The organism is Pseudomonas sp. SZ57 (assembly GCF_009495975.1).
Lineage (GTDB): Bacteria > Pseudomonadota > Gammaproteobacteria > Pseudomonadales > Pseudomonadaceae > Aquipseudomonas > Aquipseudomonas syringae.
Genome location: NZ_WIBD01000024.1, coordinates 1 through 19,091, shown reverse-complemented (window position 1 = coordinate 19,091; position 19,091 = coordinate 1). Strand labels below are relative to the sequence as shown.

Below are 19,091 nucleotides of genomic sequence, written 5' to 3'. Positions count from 1 at the left end.
GATTGATATTGTAAGAATCGAAGGGCGTATCAGGCCCTACGGTAATGATTTCACCCCGTCTGACGGTTTCATCTGGCAACTCTTCATCCGGCAACACTCCGCTGACTATTTGGGAGTCTAAAGGCAGACCATTATTATCGCCCGATGCCGCTGCCGACGCCTGCACATTAGCTAGAGCGCCAAAGGCAATCACGGCAAGCTGAAACGCGCCACCCCGCGACTTAGCGACATTATTTTCTCTACAAAACACCGTCCATCTCCTCGTTCATTGAGAATGGAAAGGTAGCCTACTTAGTTCACAAACTTTGGAACTATTCAACATCAAGTACGTAGGAGCAATCCCAAAATAACATAAGAAGTTTCTTACAGCGAGATTCTACATAAGCGTCAAGCAAAAAACTCGTAAACCGATAAAGAAATATTTGCATACCTACTTGACCAACTTACAAAAACCCTATTACGTCCAATCGTGACTGAGGACATGAGTGGCGCGCTCATCAAGAGTTCATCACAAAAACCTCACTCACAAACACGTTCGACAAAAGTAGGAAACTCCCTACAAGATTTTTAATAAAAAAGGCTTATACACATGGAAAATCTCTCAACACGCTATCTCCCAACACCTGTTTCAGTTCCCGAAAACAGACGTCGAAACTTGAATCTTGCATTGACTGCCCCTGATATTGCAGTCGCATTTCATGATCAAGATACGCCAGGACTCATACCGGTCGCTGAGGCATCCCGACCGTTGACAGTCGACCTCGTTGTATGGCCAGCCGCACTTCCTGGTTACACATATCAACTGCTGTTCAACAGTATCGCGACCGGTCCCCAAAAACTGATTCTGCCCTCACATGCACCAGGAGACCCCCTGAACCTGGAGATCCCGTCCGAACTGCTACTGGAAGGTTTCCACGATGTCGCGTACGTCGTTGTTAATCCGATCAATCAGACAGCACAGAAATCGGAAATTTTCCGGATTCAGATCGACCGGACAGCGCCAGGCGCTCCGGAGCTTGCTGCCATACAGTTTCCAGCCGAGATTCAGAACGGTCTGACTGCTGCCGAGCTCGATCAACTGGGTGGCCAACTTGATGTACAGATTGCCGGCTACACAGGTATGGCCAAGCATGACCGCATCCTGACCAGGTGGGGAGATATCGTAGGTCCCACTGCTGTCGTCAACGAAACCGACATGGGACTGGACAAGGTCTCGGTCACTTTTACACGAGCGTTTCTGCAAACGTTGGGGGAGGAAGAAAATCAGGTGTGCTATCAGGTCATCGACCGTGCGGGCAATCCTTCAATCCTCTCGAACACCGTCCCGGTGAAATTAAGACTGAAAGACTTGCCCTCCGATTATCCGGCACCTGTTATTGATCAGGCGATAGGCGATCTGGTCGATTATCTGGAAGCGCAGGCGGGAGTAGTGGTCGACATCCCGCATTATCCGGGCGCGGCAGCGCTTGATAGCATCCAGCTATTCTGGGGCATCAATAACCCACTGACCCCTGTGTTCGTTACGCCTGGCGACGAAAATGAGGCTGTCATACTGACCTTGAAGTTGCCATTCGAGGCCATTGCCCAGGGTCCACAAGGCGACACAGCGGTTCATTATGAAGTGTTTCGCAACGGCGAACTGACTGGCACGTCGCTGGACGCCCACATAGACGTTTTTACAACACTTCCCTTCCCCACCCCCTTGAACAACGTGACAGTACAAGGGACGAGCGTACAAAACCCGAACACCCAGGACAACTTCATCGATGAAGACGATTACGAGTTGAACGGCAGAGGGGTGGTGGCCTGGAATACGGGGTTCGAAATCAATGATGACCTGAACCTGTACTGGGGCAATCAGGTAAAACCGCAGTGGTATCAAATACGGTCGAGCGACGTTGCAGCGGCGAGAGACCTGATCATTCCGATTGATAATGAGCTGATGAAGTTGCAAGGCACCGGCGAAGCCATTCCCGTGTACTTCACAGTCACGCGTACAGGAAACCCGAACAGCATGACGAGTCCGACGCAGCCTGTAACAGTACGGTCTCGAGAAGAGCAACCCGGTGGCGAGAACGGATTGACCGGACCCACGTTCAATCTCACGCCAAACGGAGTGCTGGGCCCCAATGAAAATCCGGACGGTGCAGATGTAAAAGTTTCACCGTATGTAAACATTGCCGAGGGTCAGAAGATCACCTTCACCTTCAAGGGATTTGACGATTCCAATAATCCCATTGAGGCCGCTACCTACGTGGCGACTCGTAAGCTGGATGAAGTGGATGTTGTGCAAGGGCATGTATTCACGGTCCCTCAGATCAACACACTTCTTATTTGCACAGGGTTTGCGGAGGCGAGTTATACCGTCGACCCTGTCGAAGGCAGCAATCAAAGTGCGGCAAATTCCACGGTCACTCGCGTCGTCGTACACATGCTTAAACCTACCGACTTTACCTGCCTGAGTCGCTAAACCGTTGCGGGCTCACGAGGCCCGCAACTTTTACACTTATAAGGAACGCCCCATGTATAACGCCGCGACTGAAAAAAAAGAAAACGTGCTGACTGCGCCTGTCATCGCAGCCGCCTTGAACGATGGACTATTACCCGTCGACAGTTTGAACACGCCCCTCGAAGTGCTGTTGAACGTATGGCAAGGCGCGCGCCCCGGCTATACCTATCAGCTGTACTTCGATGGAGTGCTTATTGGTCTCAAGAAAGAGATACTGCCTTCGCAGATGCCAGGTGACGACCTCATGCTGCACATTCCATCCGAGCTGTTGACGGAAGGCCGTCACTCGGTGGCTTACGCGGTCGAAAACCCGATTAATATGGTCGTCGAGTTTTCTGCCGAGACAGCTGTAATCGTAGACCTTACCCCGCCTGGCGATCCGCTGCTGGCCCCCATCATTTTTCCCGCGCAGACACAGAACGGTCTGACCTCCGACGAACTGCAAACCATGGGCAACGTGCTTTCAGGGACAATTGCCAGCTACAACGGCATGCAGGAGGGCGATGTTGTCCGCACTTACTGGAATGATCTACCCGGTCCTATGGCGGTGGTGAGCAAGGATGACGTAGGTCTCAGGCGAACAATGGTCGACTTCACCCGATCGTTTCTGGAGTTGATCGGCGACATTGAGGCGCCGGTTTACTACACCGTCACAGACCTGGCAGGGAATCTGTCAATGGCCTCTGAGGCTGTGGACGTGAAGTTGCAACTCACGCACGTAACGCCCCTCCCCACCCCCACCCTGAAAGAAGCCATCGGCACCACGCTCGACCCGGCCAACGCCTCATCCGGTGCAACCGTGGTGATCGACGCCGTCGCCAATCTGCAAGCGGGCGACCAGGTCATCACACAGTGGCAAGGGCCCAACGGCAACGACACCCGGGAAAATACCCTGACCGGCGCAGACGCAGGCAAGACGCTGGAGGTAGTGTTTGCTGCGGCGCTGGTGACGGCAAACGCCGGGCAGACGGTGGCGATTTCTTATGTCGTCAATCGCGTCAACGGTCTGGTTCAGGTATCCGGCACGCTGGCCTTGCAGATTCTGGCGGCGCAGCCCGAACTGGTGCTAGACACTTCGCCGGTCACGCTGGCTGGCAAGGTGTATCTGCTTCCGGGCTCGCCGGACCTGTTGCCGAACTTCCCGGCCGACACCACCCTTCTGCGTCAGGCCAGTGGCGGACAGGCACCCTATCAGTACGCTTCGAGCGACCCGCTGGTCGCGAAAGTGGACAGCAATGGCCTGACCTCGGTTCGAGGCAAAGGCACGGCCATCATTACTGCGACCGATGCGCTGGGCGTGAGCAAGCAGTACACGGTGACCGTCACCGGCGTCATCCATTGCATCGGCCTGGGCAGCGGCAGCTTTTCTCAGATCAGCAAAAACGCGGGCAACAACAGCGCGAGGATTCCAACCATTCACGAGCTGGTGGATATCTACGCCTTGTATGGCAATCGCTGGCCGATGGGCAAAGGCAACTATTGGTCGTCGACTGTTTCAAGCCCCGGCATCGGCGGATGGAACTGGTATTACGTGAAAAACATGGTCACTGGCGGCAACTTCAAGCTGAAGAGTCACAATTCCAGTCTTGGCGTAGGCATCCGATGATCGATTGCTGAAACCCGTTGTTCATCCGACAGGGCGTTGCGCTAAAAGCGTAACGCCCTGTCGTCGTTTTCAGGAGCTTCTCAGGGCCAGCCCATGCACCGACCGACTCCCTCACCCAAACGCTGCGTCCAACCTGCTGTCCATGGAGGCCGCTTTGCCGCGAGCATCAACACACAGCCTTTCAGGACGTCCTCACTGACCGGTCGACTGACGCTGAGATCGGAGCTGGAACAGGCCCCCGCTCAGTGGATATGGCAGGTCATCGCCGATGGCAAGGTGGGCAACCGGCGAACCACCATCGGCCTGTTTCTGGATCGCGATCTTGAGCCCGGCGATCACGACCTTATCGATCATGAGCAGATCAAGGTGATCTACACCGAAACGCTGCACCGGAAGAACACCGTCTACCACTCGGCGCATTTCCAGGGCGGCCGGCTGGTGCTGCTTGAAGCCAACCCCTGCACACTGCGGATAAGGGGCGTGTTCAGCTTCAATATGTCATCCATCAACCTTGATGTGACCGACGGCGCCTTCGACCTGTATTGCCGGTGACTCAGCCGCGCAGGAACCCGGCAATCTCTCTCGCGGATTCAGCCAGGCATTGCTCGTGGCTGATACCCGCGACCTTCAGGGGTTTTAGGTCGTGATTGGCAGTCGGCAACCAGTGCAACCGGATGGCACTGGACAATGCATAACCCTCTACGGCGTCTCGATTGCCCAGCGCGTCGCGTTCGCCCTGAACGATCAGCGTGGGTGTCTTCAGCTCGGCCAGATGAGCAACGCGTGGTTTTTCAGGCTTGCCCACGGCGTAGAACGGATACCCCAGGCACACCAGCGCATCGACCTCAAGCTCGTCGGCGATCAGGCTGGCCATCCGCCCACCCATTGATTTGCCGCCGACCGCCAGACGCCCGTTGATGTGCGTACGCGCGCAGGTGAACACCTCTCTCCAGCATTCCAACAGTTGTGCTTGTGGATTGGGTGGACGCTTGCTGCCGCCCTGACGCCGCTGCGCCATGTAGGGGAACTCGAAGCGCAGGGTGCTGATACCTTGCGCCGCCAGATCAGCCGCCATGCGGTTCATGAAGTCGCTGTCCATGGGTGCGCCGGCACCATGCGCCAGCAGCAGGGTCGGTGTGTCCAGCGCATCCGCAGGTTGCGCGGGCGTCCACAGCCAGCGTCTTTCATTGACCAGCTGCAGCCATTGATCCTGACCGATACCGGGCTTCAAGCCGTTGCTCATGGTTGCCTCATTCAGGTGGGTCGCAAAGTAGCCCGTCACTATAACGGCGAACAGGGTCGCGAATCCTGCACGAATCGCGAGCGCACGGCGCATCGACATGCCACGCCAGGTCGGACAGCCACCATTCAGGTCTGCCTGGGTACTCTGTCAAGGTGCACAAGGTAAAGTACCGAGGCGATGAGCGCCCCAAACCTGACACCGCCGGGCGGTTTCATTGACGGCACTGGCCGCGCGCACTTGCAACAACACCGTTGAGTCGGTCACCAGAGTCATATGCCTGCTCAGGCCAACTTGCTGGGCAATGACAGGTGTTACTGCCGACTGAATAGACGTGACAGTCTTTGCGCGAGTCCTGATCAACTCGTCTGTACGCGAAGATCGCCACCGCTGTATTCCAGTCCAGCGGCGATGCGTGAACTCCGCACCCTGCAACGGGGTGCGGAATACCTTCTGAGCCTGCTCTCAACGCAGCATCACCAAACACAGCCACTTTTCGTACAGAGCCTGCGACTTCCCACACCCCTGTTTCAAAGCTAAACTCGCCAACACGCGTCTGCCGCAAGCCTTTGACGCTCGTTGATGTGCCTGTCTGTTCCTGCCCCTGCCTTTTCGGTGTGCTTCGATGCCATTTCCAGCACTGCATCGCCCTGGCCCGATTACGTCTGCGGTAACCCTCTGAATCGTGGAAGTCTGCAATGAGCACAACAATCAGTCCGACAACCTACAACTACACCGTGGTGCGCCAGTTTGCCATCATGACCGTGGTCTGGGGTGTGGTCGGCATGAGCCTGGGCGTGTTCATTGCTTCGCAGCTGGTCTGGCCTGGGCTGAACCTGGAGCTCGAATGGACCACCTTCGGACGCCTGCGCCCTCTGCACACCAATCTGGTGATCTTCGCCTTCGGCGGCTGCGCGCTGTTCGCCACCTCCTATTACGTGGTGCAACGCACTTGCCAGACTCGGCTGATTTCCGATGGTCTGGCGGCCTTCACCTTCTGGGGCTGGCAGGCCGTGATTGTCGGCGCCATCGTGACCCTGCCGATGGGCTACACCACTACCAAGGAATATGCCGAGCTCGAATGGCCGGTGGCGATTCTGCTGGCCATCGTCTGGGCCGCCTACGCGGCGGTGTTTTTCGGCACCATCGTCAAACGCCGCACCCGGCATATCTACGTCGCCAACTGGTTCTACGGCGCGTTCATCGTCGTGACCGGCATGCTGCACATCGTCAACCATATCTCGTTGCCGGTCAGCCTGTTCAAATCCTATTCGGCGTATGCCGGTGCGACCGATGCCATGATCCAGTGGTGGTACGGACACAATGCCGTCGGGTTTTTCCTGACCACCGGCTTTCTCGGCATGATGTATTACTTCGTGCCCAAACAGGCCGAGCGCCCAGTCTACTCCTATCGTTTGTCCATCGTGCATTTCTGGGCATTGATCACCCTATATATCTGGGCCGGTCCTCACCATCTGCACTACACCGCCCTGCCGGACTGGGCGCAGTCACTGGGCATGGTGATGTCGATCATTCTGCTGGTCCCCAGTTGGGGCGGGATGATCAACGGCATGATGACGCTGTCGGGCGCGTGGCATAAATTGCGGACCGATTCGATACTGCGCTTTCTGGTGGTCTCGCTGGCGTTCTATGGCATGTCGACCTTCGAAGGTCCGATGATGGCAATCAAGACCGTCAACTCGCTTTCGCACTACACGGACTGGACCATCGGCCATGTCCACGCCGGAGCCCTGGGCTGGGTCGCGATGATTACCATCGGGTCGGTCTATCACATGATTCCGAAACTCTACGCCCGCCCGCACATGTACAGCGTCAGCCTGATCAACACGCACTTCTGGCTCGCGACCGTCGGCACCGTGCTGTACATCACCTCGATGTGGGTCAATGGCATCACCCAGGGCCTGATGTGGCGCGCGGTGAACGACGACGGCACGCTGACCTACTCCTTCATCGAAACCATGCAGGCCAGCCACCTGGGCTATATCGTGCGGGCCATCGGCGGCGCGATTTTCACCAGCGGCATGTTGCTGATGGCCTACAACGTCGTGCGTACGATACGTGCCTCTGACCCGCAGGCGGCCGCAGCGGCCACCCGCATCGCAGTCGCAGGAGCGCATTGATGAAGCACGATGCGCTGGAAAAAAACATCGGCCTGCTGGCCTTCTTCATGGTGATTGCCGTGAGCATCGGTGGGCTGACGCAGATCGTCCCGCTATTCTTTCAGGACGTGACCAACCAGCCTATCGAAGGCATGAAGCCACGCAGCGCGCTTGAGGTGGAAGGCCGTGATGTGTTCATCGCCAACGGCTGCGTCGGTTGCCACTCGCAGATGATCCGCCCGTTGCGCGCCGAAACCGAGCGCTACGGGCATTACTCGGTGGCAGGCGAAAGTGTCTGGGACCATCCCTTCCTGTGGGGCTCCAAACGCACCGGGCCGGACCTGGCAAGGATCGGCGGTCGCTACTCGGACGAGTGGCACCGGGTACACCTGAACAACCCGCGCGACCTGGTCCCGACCTCTATCATGCCGGCTTATCCGTTTCTGGCCGAGAAGACACTCGACAGCACGCAGACTGCAAAAAAACTGCAGGTGCTGCGTACCCTCGGCACCCCTTACACCGACGCGGATATCGCCGGTGCAGCGGCTGCAGTGCAGGGCCAGACCGAAATGGACGCGCTGGTGGCCTATCTGCAGGGCCTTGGCACGCTCATCAAGAGCAAACGGTGATCATGATGGACATCGGAATGATTCGAGGCCTCGGCACACTGGTCGTGATGGTGGCGTTCATCGGCCTGATGCTGTGGGTGTTCAGCCCTGCCCGCAAGGCAGACTTCGACGACGCGACCTTGCTGCCTTTCGCGGATGACCCCGAGGCCATCGGCAAGGTCGAAAATGCCAAGGCTGAACGGGACGGCCGGTCATGAGTACGTTCTGGAGCCTGTACGTCGCGGTCCTGACCCTGGGCACCCTCATCGCCATGCTGTGGCTGCTTCTGTCCACGCGCAAAGGTCAGCCCGACGAACCCACGGATGAAACCGTCGGCCATACATTCGACGGTATCGAGGAGTACGACAACCCGCTACCCAGATGGTGGTTCTACCTATTCATAGCGACCATCGTCTTTGCGTTGGGCTATCTGCTCCTGTACCCGGGCCTGGGCAACTGGCAGGGTTTGCTGCCCGGCTATGAATACCGGGACCAGGACAGCAAGACGCAATTCTCCGACGGCCAGCAAGGCTGGACCAGTGTCCACGAATGGGAGCGGGAAGTCGCAAACGCCGAGGCCCGTTACGGACCGCTGTTTGCCAGGTACGCCGCCATGCCCGTCGAGGAAGTGGCGAAAGACCCGCAGGCGCTGAAAATCGGCGCACGTCTGTTCGCGTCCAACTGCTCGGTCTGCCACGGCTCTGACGCGAAAGGCGCCTATGGCTTTCCCAATCTGACCGACGCCGACTGGCGCTGGGGCGGCGATGCCCAGGCGATCAAGACCTCTATCCTCGCCGGGCGCATGGGTGTGATGCCGGCCCTGGGCGGCGTGCTTGGCGAACAAGGGGTGCGCGATGTGTCGGCCTACGTGCTGACGCAACTGGACGCGCGCCCGCTACCGCAGGATGCCAAGGCTGACCCGGTGGCCGGACAAAAGACCTTCGCCAGCCTTTGCGTTGCCTGTCATGGGCCAGAGGGCAAGGGAATGCCGATTCTCGGCGCGCCGGACCTGACCCACCCCAACGCGTTTATCTACGGTTCCAGCTTCGCTCAGTTGCAGCAGACCATTCGTGATGGCCGCCAGGGCCAGATGCCTGCTCAGCAAGCATTGCAAGGCAATGACCGGGTTCACATTCTGGCTGCCTATGTTTACAGCCTGTCCCGTCAGGAGCAGCCAGCTGAATCCAGATGACAGGGCGCCGATCAGCCCGGGGTTGTAGCATTCTGAAAGAACAAATTCTTTGTAGTTACATCTCTACATGACTAGACTCGTTGATGACCACGACACCCTGTCTACTCATTCTGGAAGTCGCACACATGACCACTACCCTCTCCAGCCGTGAATTCAATCAGGACACCAGCGGGGCCAAGAAAGCGGCTAATGAAGGCCCGGTGTTCATTACCGACCGCGGCCGCCCGGCCCATGTTCTGCTTTGCATTGAGGATTACCTGAAGCTGACCGGCAGCGCGGCAAGCATCGCCGACATGCTGATAATGCCCACTGACATCGATATCGAGTTCGAGCCTCAGCGCGCCGTGATCACGCCCCGACAGGTTGATCTGTCCTGATGTTCCTGCTCGACACCAACGTGGTTTCAGAGCTCAGAAAGCGCACTGCAGACGCCAACGTGCTGCGCTGGTCGCGAACACAAATGGCCTCCAGCCTGTTCATCTCGTCCATCACGATTCTTGAACTCGAAACCGGTATCCTGCGCATCGAACGCCGCGACCCGACACAAGGCGCAGTATTGCGAATGTGGCTCGACCAGCATGTATTGAAGGCGTTCGCCGGGCGTATCCTGACAGTCGACACCCAGGTCGCAAGACGCTGCGCTCAACTGCACGTTCCCGACCCGCGCAGCGAATGCGATGCATTGATCGCCGCCACTGCGCTGGTGCATGGCATGACCGTGGTCACACGCAATACAATGGACTTTCAGTCGTGCGGGGTCGCGTTGCTCAATCCCTGGGTAAGCCAGTTGAATGAAGAAGCGGCCGTTTATTCACGTGCATCACGTTGAACGCGGATATGACCTTGTCTGACCTGTATCGGCCGGGGCCAGGCCACCGCCGCTGGACTCATCGATGACCAAGCAGATTCCAGTACACGACATCACCCCGGCATCCGAAACAGGCGGCGAATTCACCGACCTCTATGCTTCGCGCGAGAAAATCCAGACCCGCGCCTTCAAAGGCCTGTTTCGAAATGTGCGGATGCTCGGCGGCGCCCTGTTGCTGCTGATCTTTTTCGGCACGGTCTGGCTGAATCACAGCGGGCATCAGGCGGTCTGGTGGAACCTGCCGGAACGCAAGTTCTACATCTTCGGCGCAACGTTCTGGCCGCAGGATTTCATCCTCTTGTCCGGCATTCTGATCGTTGCAGCGTTCGGGCTGTTCTTCATCACCGTCTATGCCGGGCGGGTCTGGTGTGGCTATACCTGCCCGCAGAGTGTCTGGACCTGGATCTTCATGTGGTGCGAGAAAGTGACAGAAGGCGACCGCAACCAGCGCATCAGGCTCGACAATACCCCTATGAATGCCGGCAAACTGCTGCGCAAGTTCGCCAAGCACAGCCTGTGGCTGCTGATCGGGTTTGCCACCGGTATGACCTTCGTGGGCTATTTCTCGCCCATCCGCGCGCTGTGCGTGGATCTGTTCACGGGCCAGGCGGACGGCTGGGCCTATTTCTGGGTCGGTTTCTTTACCCTGGCCACTTACCTTAATGCCGGCTGGCTGCGCGAGCAGGTATGCATTTACATGTGTCCCTATGCGCGGTTCCAGAGCGTGATGTTCGACAAGGACACGCTGATCATCTCCTACGACCAGAATCGTGGCGAAGCCCGAGGCCCGCGCAGGAAGGAAGCCGCCCCTCAGGCACTGGGGCTGGGTGACTGCATCGACTGCACGATGTGCGTGCAGGTCTGCCCGACCGGCATCGACATTCGTGACGGCCTGCAGGTGGAGTGCATCAGCTGTGCGGCGTGCGTCGATGCCTGCGATACGGTCATGGACAAGATGGATTACCCTCGCGGCCTGATTCGCTACACCACCGAGCACAACCTGGCTGGGCAACGCACCCGTACCCTGCGCCCGCGCCTGATCGGTTATGCGCTGGTACTGCTGCTGATGATTGCGCTGCTGACGGCTGCTTTCTGGATGCGTACGCTGGTGGGCCTGGAGGTCAGCAAGGACCGCATGCTGTTCCGGGAAAACGCCGAAGGCCGGATCGAAAACGTCTACAGCCTGAAAGTGATGAACAAGGATCAGGTGGACCACACCTATGTGCTGCAGGCCAGCGGCCTTCCCGACCTGAAACTGCAGGGCCGTCGTGAAATCAGCGTTCCGGCGGGCGAAATCGTCAGCCTGCCGGTGGAGCTGTCCAGTGCGCCGGAAAAACTGCCGTCGCACAGCAACGAGGTAACCTTTACCCTCAAGGACATCGACAGCGATACGCAGGTCGAGACCCGAAGCCGCTTCCTCGGCCCACCTATTCGTTAAGAGCCCCGTCATGCCCGCTGCGACTGCTGCAAGCCCTTGGTACCGGCACCTCTGGCCATGGATCATCATCGCCATCCTGACCGGCTCGGTGACCTTGAGCCTGTCGATGGTGTTCATCGCCGTGACCCACCCGGACCCACTGGTCACCGATAACTATTACGAGGCCGGCAAGGGCATCAATCGCTCGTTGAATCGCGAAGTGCTCGCCCAGACCCTCAAGCTGCACGCGCGCCTGCACATGGATGAGCTGACCGGTGAAGTCGAACTGCGCCTGAGCGGCAACAGCAACCCGGCGCGTCTGGAACTCAACCTGATTTCACCCACGCGCCCTGACAGTGATCGCCGGGTGTTCCTGACCCGCAGCCCGTCCGAACCAGGCCGTTACATCGGTCAGTTGCAGGACAAGGTCAACGGTCGGCGTTTTGTGGAACTGCTGGGTGTCGAAGGCGAGCAGACCTGGCGCCTGTTCGAGGAAGAACAGATTGGCACTGACGACGTGACCCTGGGTGACGAGCCCCTGCAAGCCGCGCAACGCCGGAAAGACTGAACGTGGCCAGGCCCTCCTCCCCCGCGCCGCTGCACTGCTACCACTGCGGTTTGCCGGTTCCGGCGGGCAGCCATTTCAACGCGGTGGTGCTCGGTACAACCCGACAGCTGTGCTGCCCCGGTTGCCAGGCAGTAACCGAGGCCATCGTCGCCAGCGGTCTGGACAATTATTACCGCCATCGCAGTGAAACCTCGGCCAACCCGGAAAGCCTGCCCAGCCAATTGCTCGATGAACTGGCGCTCTACGACCGCCCCGACGTACAGGCGCCGTTCGTGCGCCACGACGGCGACCTCTCAGAGGCCACCCTGCTTATCGAAGGCATCAGTTGCGCGGCATGCGGCTGGCTGATCGAGCAACGCCTGGGGCGATTGCCCGCGGTGGTCGAAGCGCGGCTGAACCTTTCCACTCATCGCCTGCTGGTGCGCTGGAACGCCGACCAGCTTGCCCTCAGCCAATTGCTGAACGAACTGCACGCGATTGGCTATGTCGCCCATCCATGGCAGGCCGACCGCGCTGCCGAACGCATGGCGAGTGACAATCGCCTGGCGTTGCGACAACTGGGCGTCGCCGGCCTGCTGTGGTTTCAGGCAATGATGGCAACCATGGCCACCTGGCCTGAGTTCAATATCGACCTCAGCCCGCAGATGCACACCATCCTGCGCTGGGTGGCGCTGTTTCTGACCACGCCGATCGTCTTCTACAGTTGCGCGCCGTTCTTTCGCGGTGCGTGGCGCGACCTGCGCAGCCGTCACCTGACAATGGATGTCTCGGTGTCGCTGGCAATAGGCGCGGCCTACGCCGCAGGCATCTGGACCGCCGTCACCGGCGCTGGCGAACTGTATTTCGATGCCGTCGGCATGTTTGCACTGTTCCTGCTGGCCGGACGTTACCTGGAACGCCGGGCTCGCGAGCGCACGGCGGCGGCCACGGCCCAACTGGTCAACGTGCTGCCCGCCTCATGCCTGCGCCTAAGTGATGACGGCCAGAGCCAGCGCATCATGCTCAGCGAACTGCACCTGGCTGATCGGGTGCTGGTGCAGCCCGGTGCAGTGATACCGGCCGATGGCAAAATCCTCGAGGGTCACTCCAGTGTCGATGAGTCGCTGTTGACCGGCGAATACCTGCCACAGATGCGCAGTGTAGGCGATGCGGTCACCGCAGGAACGCTGAATGTTGAAAGCCCGCTGACCGTTGCCGTGACGGCGCTGGGCCACGAAACCCGTCTTTCGGCCATTGTCCGACTGCTCGAACGCGCGCAGGCAGAAAAGCCCCGACTCGCGCTGATTGCCGACCGGGCGGCACAGACCTTTCTGCTGTTTTCGCTGATCGCAGCTGCGCTGATCGGGTTGATCTGGTGGCAACTGGACGCATCGCGCGCGTTCTGGATCGTTTTGGCCATGCTTGTCGCCACCTGCCCCTGCGCACTGTCGCTGGCGACGCCGACTGCATTGACTGCGGCGACTGGCACGCTGCACACACTCGGTCTGCTGCTGACCCGGGGTCATGTGCTCGAAGGCCTCAACCAGATCGACACGGTCATCTTCGACAAGACCGGCACCCTGACCGAAGGGCGCCTGACACTGCGCAGCATCCACCCACTGCGCGAGCTGGACGCCAATCGCTGCCTGGAACTGGCGGCAGCCCTGGAAAACCGCTCCGAGCATCCCATCGCCCGCGCGTTCGGTCGAGCGCCAAGGGCTGCCGAAGAGGTGCTCAGCACACCGGGACTGGGCCTGCAAGGTCGTGTTGACGGGCATCTGCTGCGCATCGGCGAAGCGGCTTTCGTCTGTGCGCTGAGCGGCGCTGAAACGCCCTTGCCAAACGAGCGATCCGGCCAATGGCTGTTGCTGGGCGATACGCAGGGCCCACTCGCATGGCTGGTGCTGGACGACCGGCTGCGCGAGGATGCAGGTACCCTGTTACAGGCATGCCGGGCGCGAGGCTGGAAAACGCTGCTGTTGTCCGGCGACAGCTCACCGATGGTTGACCGTGTCGCGCAGGCGCTGGGCATCGACGAGGCGCGTGGCGGCATGCGCCCGGACGATAAGCTGGAGGTGCTGCGCCAGCTTCAGGCTCAGGGGCGCAAGGTGCTGATGATCGGTGACGGGGTGAACGACGTACCGGTCATGGCAGCAGCCGACATCAGTGTGGCGATGGGCTCGGCCACCGACCTCGCCAAAACCAGCGCTGACGCCGTGCTGCTGTGCAACCGCTTGCCGGTGCTGATCGACGCGCTGAATCTGGCCCGGCGCACGCGTAGCGTCATTATCGAAAACCTGCTTTGGGCCGGTCTGTACAATGGCCTCATGCTGCCCTTCGCGGCGTTGGGCTGGATCACTCCGGTATGGGCGGCGATCGGCATGTCGCTCAGTTCACTGACCGTGGTGCTCAACGCCTTGCGCCTGACCCGCCTGCCGCGTCGTGCGCTTGTCCCCCCATCTGCCCCGGAGGTTTCATGCCCGCGCTTTACATCATGATCCCTGCCGCTCTGCTGCTGGTGGGCGTGGCGATCTACGTGTTCTTCTGGGCAGTGGACAGCGGTCAGTACGACGACATGGAAGGCCCGGCACACAGCATATTGTTCGATGACACGCCGCCTGTGGAGCATGTCCCGCCTGAGTCTCCGCAGTCGGGCCCGGACGAGAAACGCGATGTTTGAACTCGCCTCGATGCTGTTCTCGGCGTTCATTCTCGGGCTGCTGGGCGGTGGCCACTGTCTGGGCATGTGTGGCGGCCTGATGGGCGCCCTGACGCTGGCCATCCCCAAGGAACAGCGCAGTCGCCGGTTTCGTTTGCTGCTGGCCTACAACCTGGGGCGCATTCTCAGTTACGCCGCAGCTGGCCTGTGTTCCGGACTGGTCGGCTGGGCTGTGGCGCAAAGCCCACTGGCGACGGGCTTGCGCATCGTCGCTGCCGTGTTGCTGATCATGATGGGGCTGTACCTGGCCGGCTGGTGGAGCGGGCTCACCTATATAGAGCGTCTCGGCCGAGGCCTGTGGCGCTATTTGCAACCCCTGGCCAGTCGCCTGTTGCCGGTGTCCAGTGTGCCGCGCGCCTTGTTGCTCGGTGCCCTGTGGGGCTGGCTGCCCTGCGGGCTGGTGTACAGCGCCCTGCTGTGGGCCGCCAGCCAGGGCAATCCTCTCGACAGCGCACTGCTGATGCTGGCCTTCGGGCTGGGCACCTGGCCCGTTCTGCTGGCCACCGGCCTGGCTGCCGAACGCACCACGGCCTTGCTGCGCAAACGTGGTGTGCGCATGGCGGGAGGGTTGCTGGTGATGGTCTTCGGTATCTGGACCTTGCCAGGCCCGCATCAGCATTGGCTGATGGGGCATTGAGGCCGGCAACTCTTGCCATTTGATCCACATCAACGCCGACCCTCGGCCTCCTGCGTATGCTCGCGACATCGCCAGCCGGACCGGGAAACGCGCGCATGCTTGACGCCATTCGTTGGGATTCAGACCTGATCCATCGCTACGATGTGGCCGGACCGCGCTACACGTCCTATCCGACTGCGGTGCAGTTTCATACCCAAGTGGGCGGCTTCGACCTGCTGCACGCGCTGCGCGAAAGTCGCAAGGCATTACGTCCGTTGTCGCTCTACGTGCACCTGCCCTTCTGCGCGAACATTTGCTACTACTGCGCCTGCAACAAAGTCATCACCAAGGATCGCGGACGCGCTCAGGCCTACCTGCAACGGCTCGAGCACGAGATACAGATGCTCGCCTGTCACCTGGCGCCCTGTCAGGTGGTGGAGCAACTGCACCTGGGCGGCGGTACACCGACCTTTCTCAGCCACGACGAACTGCGCCGCTTGATGGCGCAGTTGCGCTCACATTTCAACCTGCTGGACGACGACTCCGGCGACTATGGCATCGAGATCGATCCTCGCGAAGCGGACTGGTCGACGATGGGGCTGCTGCGCGAGCTGGGTTTCAACCGGGTCAGCCTGGGCGTACAAGACCTCGACCCGACGGTGCAGCGGGCGATCAACCGCATGCAGAGCCTGGAAGAAACCCGCGCAATCGTTGAAGCGGCGCGCACGCTGCAATTTCGTTCGGTGAATATTGATCTGATCTACGGTCTGCCCGCACAGAATCCGCAAACCTTTAGCCACACCGTGGACAAGGTCATCGATCTGCAGCCCGATCGGCTGTCGGTGTTCAACTATGCGCATCTGCCCGAGCGCTTCATGCCGCAGCGGCGCATCGACGCGGCGGATCTGCCGGATGCAGCGAGCAGACTGCTGATGCTGGAGCGCACCGTCGAGCAATTGAGCGACGCCGGTTATCGCTACATCGGCATGGACCATTTCGCCCTGCCCGACGACGAGCTGGCCACCGCTCAGGAAGACCTGACCCTGCAGCGCAACTTTCAGGGCTATACCACGCACGGTCACTGCGATCTGATCGGCCTGGGGGTCTCTGCCATCAGCCAGGTCGGCGAGCTGTACAGCCAGAACAGCAGCGATCTGAGCGAGTACTTGAGGCTGCTGGACAGCGAACAGCCCGCAACCCGACGCGGGCTGCTCTGCAGTGATGACGACCGCATCAGGCGCGCGATCATTCAGCAACTGATCTGCCACTTCACCCTGGATTTCGGCCAGATCGAAAAGACTTTTTGCATCGATTTCAGGGACTATTTCGGCGAAGCGTGGCCGCAACTGCTTGGCATGGCCGGCGACGGGCTGATCACGCTGAACGAGACGGGCATTGAAGTCAGACCGGCAGGCCGGCTGCTGGTACGCGCAGTGTGCATGGTCTTCGATACCTACCTGACCCGGCAGAACAGACAGCAGTTCTCCCGAGTGATATGACCTGCGTCCAGGCTCTACATTTTGGCCAGAACCAGCATTCCCGCCTTGGTCTTGTCGGCGTCACTGGAGCCCAGGCTGTTCATGAGCGACGACATATCGGCCGTGGAATTGCTCACCTGCGCCTGCAACGTGCTGAGCACGGTCTGTAGCGCTGCAGCCTTGGTCCGTCGCTCCTCGGGGCTCAGGCTGGGATCATTCAGCGCCTTCTGGATCTGCTCCATGGTTTCCTCGATCCTGCGCTGAAGCTCGCGAATCGCCTTGAGGATCTTCTGCACGGAAGCAGGCAGGCCGCTCTGCTCGATATCGGCGTTTCTGGAAGACGACGACGCAGCCGCCTTGCCTTCTGCCGACAAATTGACCTGTACGCCCTTTGTTTCGCCCGCAGGCTTCTCGGCAGTGCTTTGCTCGGCGTAACTGTAGGTGGTCTGCGAGGTCGCAGTGCGTATCGTAATGCTGTTGATCAACGGGAGTGTCGTTGACATGACGAGGCATCCTGGCGTGGCTTAAGGAATACAGGTTTATCGGCAGGCAGCCTGCAACCTTGACGACGCCGACACTTTTGCAGGCTGGCCCCGACAAGCATGGGTGAGTTACCCTTACGGCTTATGTGTGATTTCCCACAAGGAATTAAGTGATGTCCGAGCCAGTCAAGTCGCGCGCTCAAACCCAGGCTCACTGCAAGGATTGCAGTCTAGCGCCGTTGTGCCTGCCCCTTTCGTTGAATACCGAAGACATGGACTGCCTTGACCAGATCGTCAAACGCGGCCGCCCGCTGAAGAAAGGCGAGTTTCTGTTTCGTCAGGGGGATACCTTCGAGTCGGTCTATGCGGTGCGTTCCGGGGCGTTGAAAACCTTCAATATCAGTGACAGCGGTGAAGAACAGCTCACCGGTTTTCACCTGCCCAGCGAACTGGTGGGCATGTCCGGCATGGACGCCGAGGCTTACCCGGTCTCGGCGCAGGCACTGGAAACCACATCGGTTTGCGAAATCCCTTTCGAGCGCCTGGACGAGCTTTCCGTGAAACTGCCGCAACTGCGTCGGCAGTTGATGCGCGTCATGAGCCGTGAGATCCGTGACGATCAGCAAATGATGCTGCTGCTCTCGAAAAAGACTGCCGATGAGCGTATCGCCACGTTTCTGATCAACCTGTCTGCACGCTTCCGCGCCAGAGGCTTTTCGGCCAATCAGTTCCGCCTGAGCATGTCACGCAATGAAATCGGTAATCACCTGGGTCTGGCAGTCGAGACGGTGTCTCGTGTCTTTACCCGTTTCCAGCAAAATCAGCTGATTTCTGCCGAGGGCAAAGAGATTCACATCCTCGCCCCCATCGAGCTGTGTGCACTGGCTGGCGGGTCGATGCAAAGCTGAAACGTGCGATCTTTGGCGGGTCGGCTTAAACTGTCGGCCAAAACTGCCATGGAACCCCCTGATGACTTTCGATCAATCGAACTTCAAATCCCTCATCCGCCCGGTCGTGGACTTCCCCAAGCCGGGCGTGGTCTTCCGTGATATCACGCCCCTGTTCCAGTCGCCCAAGGCCACCCGTCAGGTGATTGACAGCTTCGTGCAGCGCTACATCGATGCCGAGTTCAGCCATATCGGCGTGATGGACGCGCGGGGTTTTCTGATCGGTTCGGTGGTCGCGTATCAGCTGAACAAGCCGCTGGTGTTGTTTCGCAAACAAGGCAAGCTGCCTGCCGATGTACTGTCCGAGGCGTATCAGACCGAATACGGCGAAGCGTATCTGGAAGTGCATGCAGACAGTCTGTGCGAAGGTGACTCGGTCGTCATGTTCGATGACCTGATCGCGACCGGAGGCACGCTGATCGCCGCCGCCAACCTGATCCGACGTATGGGTGCCGAAGTGTACGAGGCCGCTGCGATTATCGACCTGCCGGAACTGGGCGGCTCCAAGCGTCTTAACGACCTGAAGATCCCGACGTTCTGCCTGACCGAGTTTGCGCTGGACGAGCAGTAAGACGGGGCGCTGACCGTCGCTCCGCGTTGCACAGCGGTTCTGCGATGTCAGGTGGATCGGGGTTCGACTCAAGTCACCATTTCGCCCCTCGGCGACCTACTTTGATGGGGCCAAAGTAGGCAAAGCCCGCAGCTCCGTTTCCGGCCCGACTTCGTCGGGTTCCTTCGCCCT

The 19,091-nt window shown here is 59.5% G+C and carries 19 protein-coding genes; 17 read left to right on the top strand and 2 right to left on the bottom strand.

Annotated features, from left to right (window positions below):
• Nucleotides 1–589 precede the first annotated feature (589 nt).
• The 3 genes from GE543_RS20620 (at nt 590) to GE543_RS20610 (ending at nt 4,667) form a co-directional block, all read left to right on the top strand.
• Complete coding sequence (locus GE543_RS20620) at nt 590–2,470, top strand: hypothetical protein (protein WP_032699151.1); 1,881 nt, start codon at nt 590–592, stop codon at nt 2,468–2,470.
• A 52-nt stretch (nt 2,471–2,522) separates the two neighbouring features.
• On the top strand, nt 2,523–4,115 hold the full coding sequence (locus tag GE543_RS20615; protein WP_178118648.1) for a hypothetical protein: 1,593 nt from the start codon (nt 2,523–2,525) through the stop codon (nt 4,113–4,115).
• 93 nt (nt 4,116–4,208) lie between these two features.
• The gene (locus tag GE543_RS20610; RefSeq protein WP_032699153.1) at nt 4,209–4,667 is read left to right on the top strand and encodes a hypothetical protein; all 459 of its coding nucleotides are present in this window, start codon (nt 4,209–4,211) and stop codon (nt 4,665–4,667) included.
• A gap of 1 nt (nt 4,668) precedes the next feature.
• On the opposite strand, the gene GE543_RS20605 is transcribed toward GE543_RS20610, so the two are convergent.
• Nucleotides 4,669–5,358, bottom strand: coding sequence for an alpha/beta family hydrolase (locus tag GE543_RS20605; protein ID WP_046271707.1), 690 nt, complete (start codon nt 5,356–5,358; stop codon nt 4,669–4,671).
• A 695-nt stretch (nt 5,359–6,053) separates the two neighbouring features.
• Here GE543_RS20605 and ccoN point away from each other — a divergent pair.
• From ccoN to hemN, 12 genes are all read left to right on the top strand, one after another.
• The gene (gene ccoN, locus GE543_RS20600; RefSeq protein ID WP_003417808.1) at nt 6,054–7,496 is read left to right on the top strand and encodes a cytochrome-c oxidase, cbb3-type subunit I; all 1,443 of its coding nucleotides are present in this window, start codon (nt 6,054–6,056) and stop codon (nt 7,494–7,496) included.
• A complete protein-coding gene (gene ccoO, locus GE543_RS20595; RefSeq protein WP_153222269.1) occupies nt 7,496–8,104 on the top strand; it encodes a cytochrome-c oxidase, cbb3-type subunit II in 609 nt (202 codons plus the stop codon). The genes ccoN and ccoO overlap by 1 nt, the downstream gene beginning before the upstream one ends.
• Nucleotides 8,105–8,109: 5 nt before the next feature.
• Nucleotides 8,110–8,301, top strand: coding sequence for a cbb3-type cytochrome c oxidase subunit 3 (locus tag GE543_RS20590; protein ID WP_153222275.1), 192 nt, complete (start codon nt 8,110–8,112; stop codon nt 8,299–8,301).
• A complete protein-coding gene (ccoP, locus tag GE543_RS20585; RefSeq protein ID WP_153222268.1) occupies nt 8,298–9,275 on the top strand; it encodes a cytochrome-c oxidase, cbb3-type subunit III in 978 nt (325 codons plus the stop codon). The genes GE543_RS20590 and ccoP overlap by 4 nt, the downstream gene beginning before the upstream one ends.
• Nucleotides 9,276–9,400: 125 nt before the next feature.
• Nucleotides 9,401–9,652, top strand: coding sequence for a type II toxin-antitoxin system prevent-host-death family antitoxin (locus GE543_RS20580; protein ID WP_002554250.1), 252 nt, complete (start codon nt 9,401–9,403; stop codon nt 9,650–9,652).
• Nucleotides 9,652–10,104: a type II toxin-antitoxin system VapC family toxin gene (locus tag GE543_RS20575; RefSeq protein ID WP_003391397.1), complete on the top strand. Its 453-nt coding sequence runs from the start codon at nt 9,652–9,654 to the stop codon at nt 10,102–10,104. Before GE543_RS20580 ends, GE543_RS20575 begins: the two co-directional genes overlap by 1 nt.
• A gap of 64 nt (nt 10,105–10,168) precedes the next feature.
• A complete protein-coding gene (gene ccoG / locus GE543_RS20570) occupies nt 10,169–11,581 on the top strand; it encodes a cytochrome c oxidase accessory protein CcoG (RefSeq protein ID WP_153222267.1) in 1,413 nt (470 codons plus the stop codon).
• A gap of 10 nt (nt 11,582–11,591) precedes the next feature.
• Nucleotides 11,592–12,128, top strand: coding sequence for a FixH family protein (locus tag GE543_RS20565; protein WP_046271712.1), 537 nt, complete (start codon nt 11,592–11,594; stop codon nt 12,126–12,128).
• 2 nt (nt 12,129–12,130) lie between these two features.
• A complete protein-coding gene (locus tag GE543_RS20560) occupies nt 12,131–14,605 on the top strand; it encodes a heavy metal translocating P-type ATPase (protein WP_371927214.1) in 2,475 nt (824 codons plus the stop codon).
• A complete protein-coding gene (gene ccoS / locus GE543_RS20555) occupies nt 14,584–14,787 on the top strand; it encodes a cbb3-type cytochrome oxidase assembly protein CcoS (RefSeq protein ID WP_003370219.1) in 204 nt (67 codons plus the stop codon). Before GE543_RS20560 ends, ccoS begins: the two co-directional genes overlap by 22 nt.
• Complete coding sequence (locus tag GE543_RS20550) at nt 14,780–15,463, top strand: sulfite exporter TauE/SafE family protein (protein ID WP_003343953.1); 684 nt, start codon at nt 14,780–14,782, stop codon at nt 15,461–15,463. Before ccoS ends, GE543_RS20550 begins: the two co-directional genes overlap by 8 nt.
• Nucleotides 15,464–15,558: 95 nt before the next feature.
• Entirely contained in the window at nt 15,559–16,941 is a 1,383-nt protein-coding gene (gene hemN, locus GE543_RS20545) for an oxygen-independent coproporphyrinogen III oxidase (RefSeq protein ID WP_153222265.1), read from the top strand.
• 14 nt (nt 16,942–16,955) lie between these two features.
• Here the strand turns inward: hemN and GE543_RS20540 are convergent, their stop codons facing one another.
• On the bottom strand, nt 16,956–17,423 hold the full coding sequence (locus GE543_RS20540) for a chemotaxis protein (protein ID WP_153222264.1): 468 nt from the start codon (nt 17,421–17,423) through the stop codon (nt 16,956–16,958).
• A gap of 152 nt (nt 17,424–17,575) precedes the next feature.
• On the opposite strand from GE543_RS20540, the gene fnr reads away from it, so the two are divergent.
• Together fnr and GE543_RS20530 are read left to right on the top strand one after the other, a co-directional pair.
• Nucleotides 17,576–18,310 (top strand): fumarate/nitrate reduction transcriptional regulator Fnr, encoded by a 735-nt coding sequence (gene fnr, locus GE543_RS20535; protein ID WP_003370208.1) that lies wholly within the window; start codon nt 17,576–17,578, stop codon nt 18,308–18,310.
• Nucleotides 18,311–18,371: 61 nt separating this feature from the next.
• Nucleotides 18,372–18,920, top strand: a complete 549-nt coding sequence (locus tag GE543_RS20530) for an adenine phosphoribosyltransferase (RefSeq protein WP_003412368.1) — start codon at nt 18,372–18,374, stop codon at nt 18,918–18,920.
• The last annotated feature ends 171 nt before the right edge of the window (nt 18,921–19,091 follow it).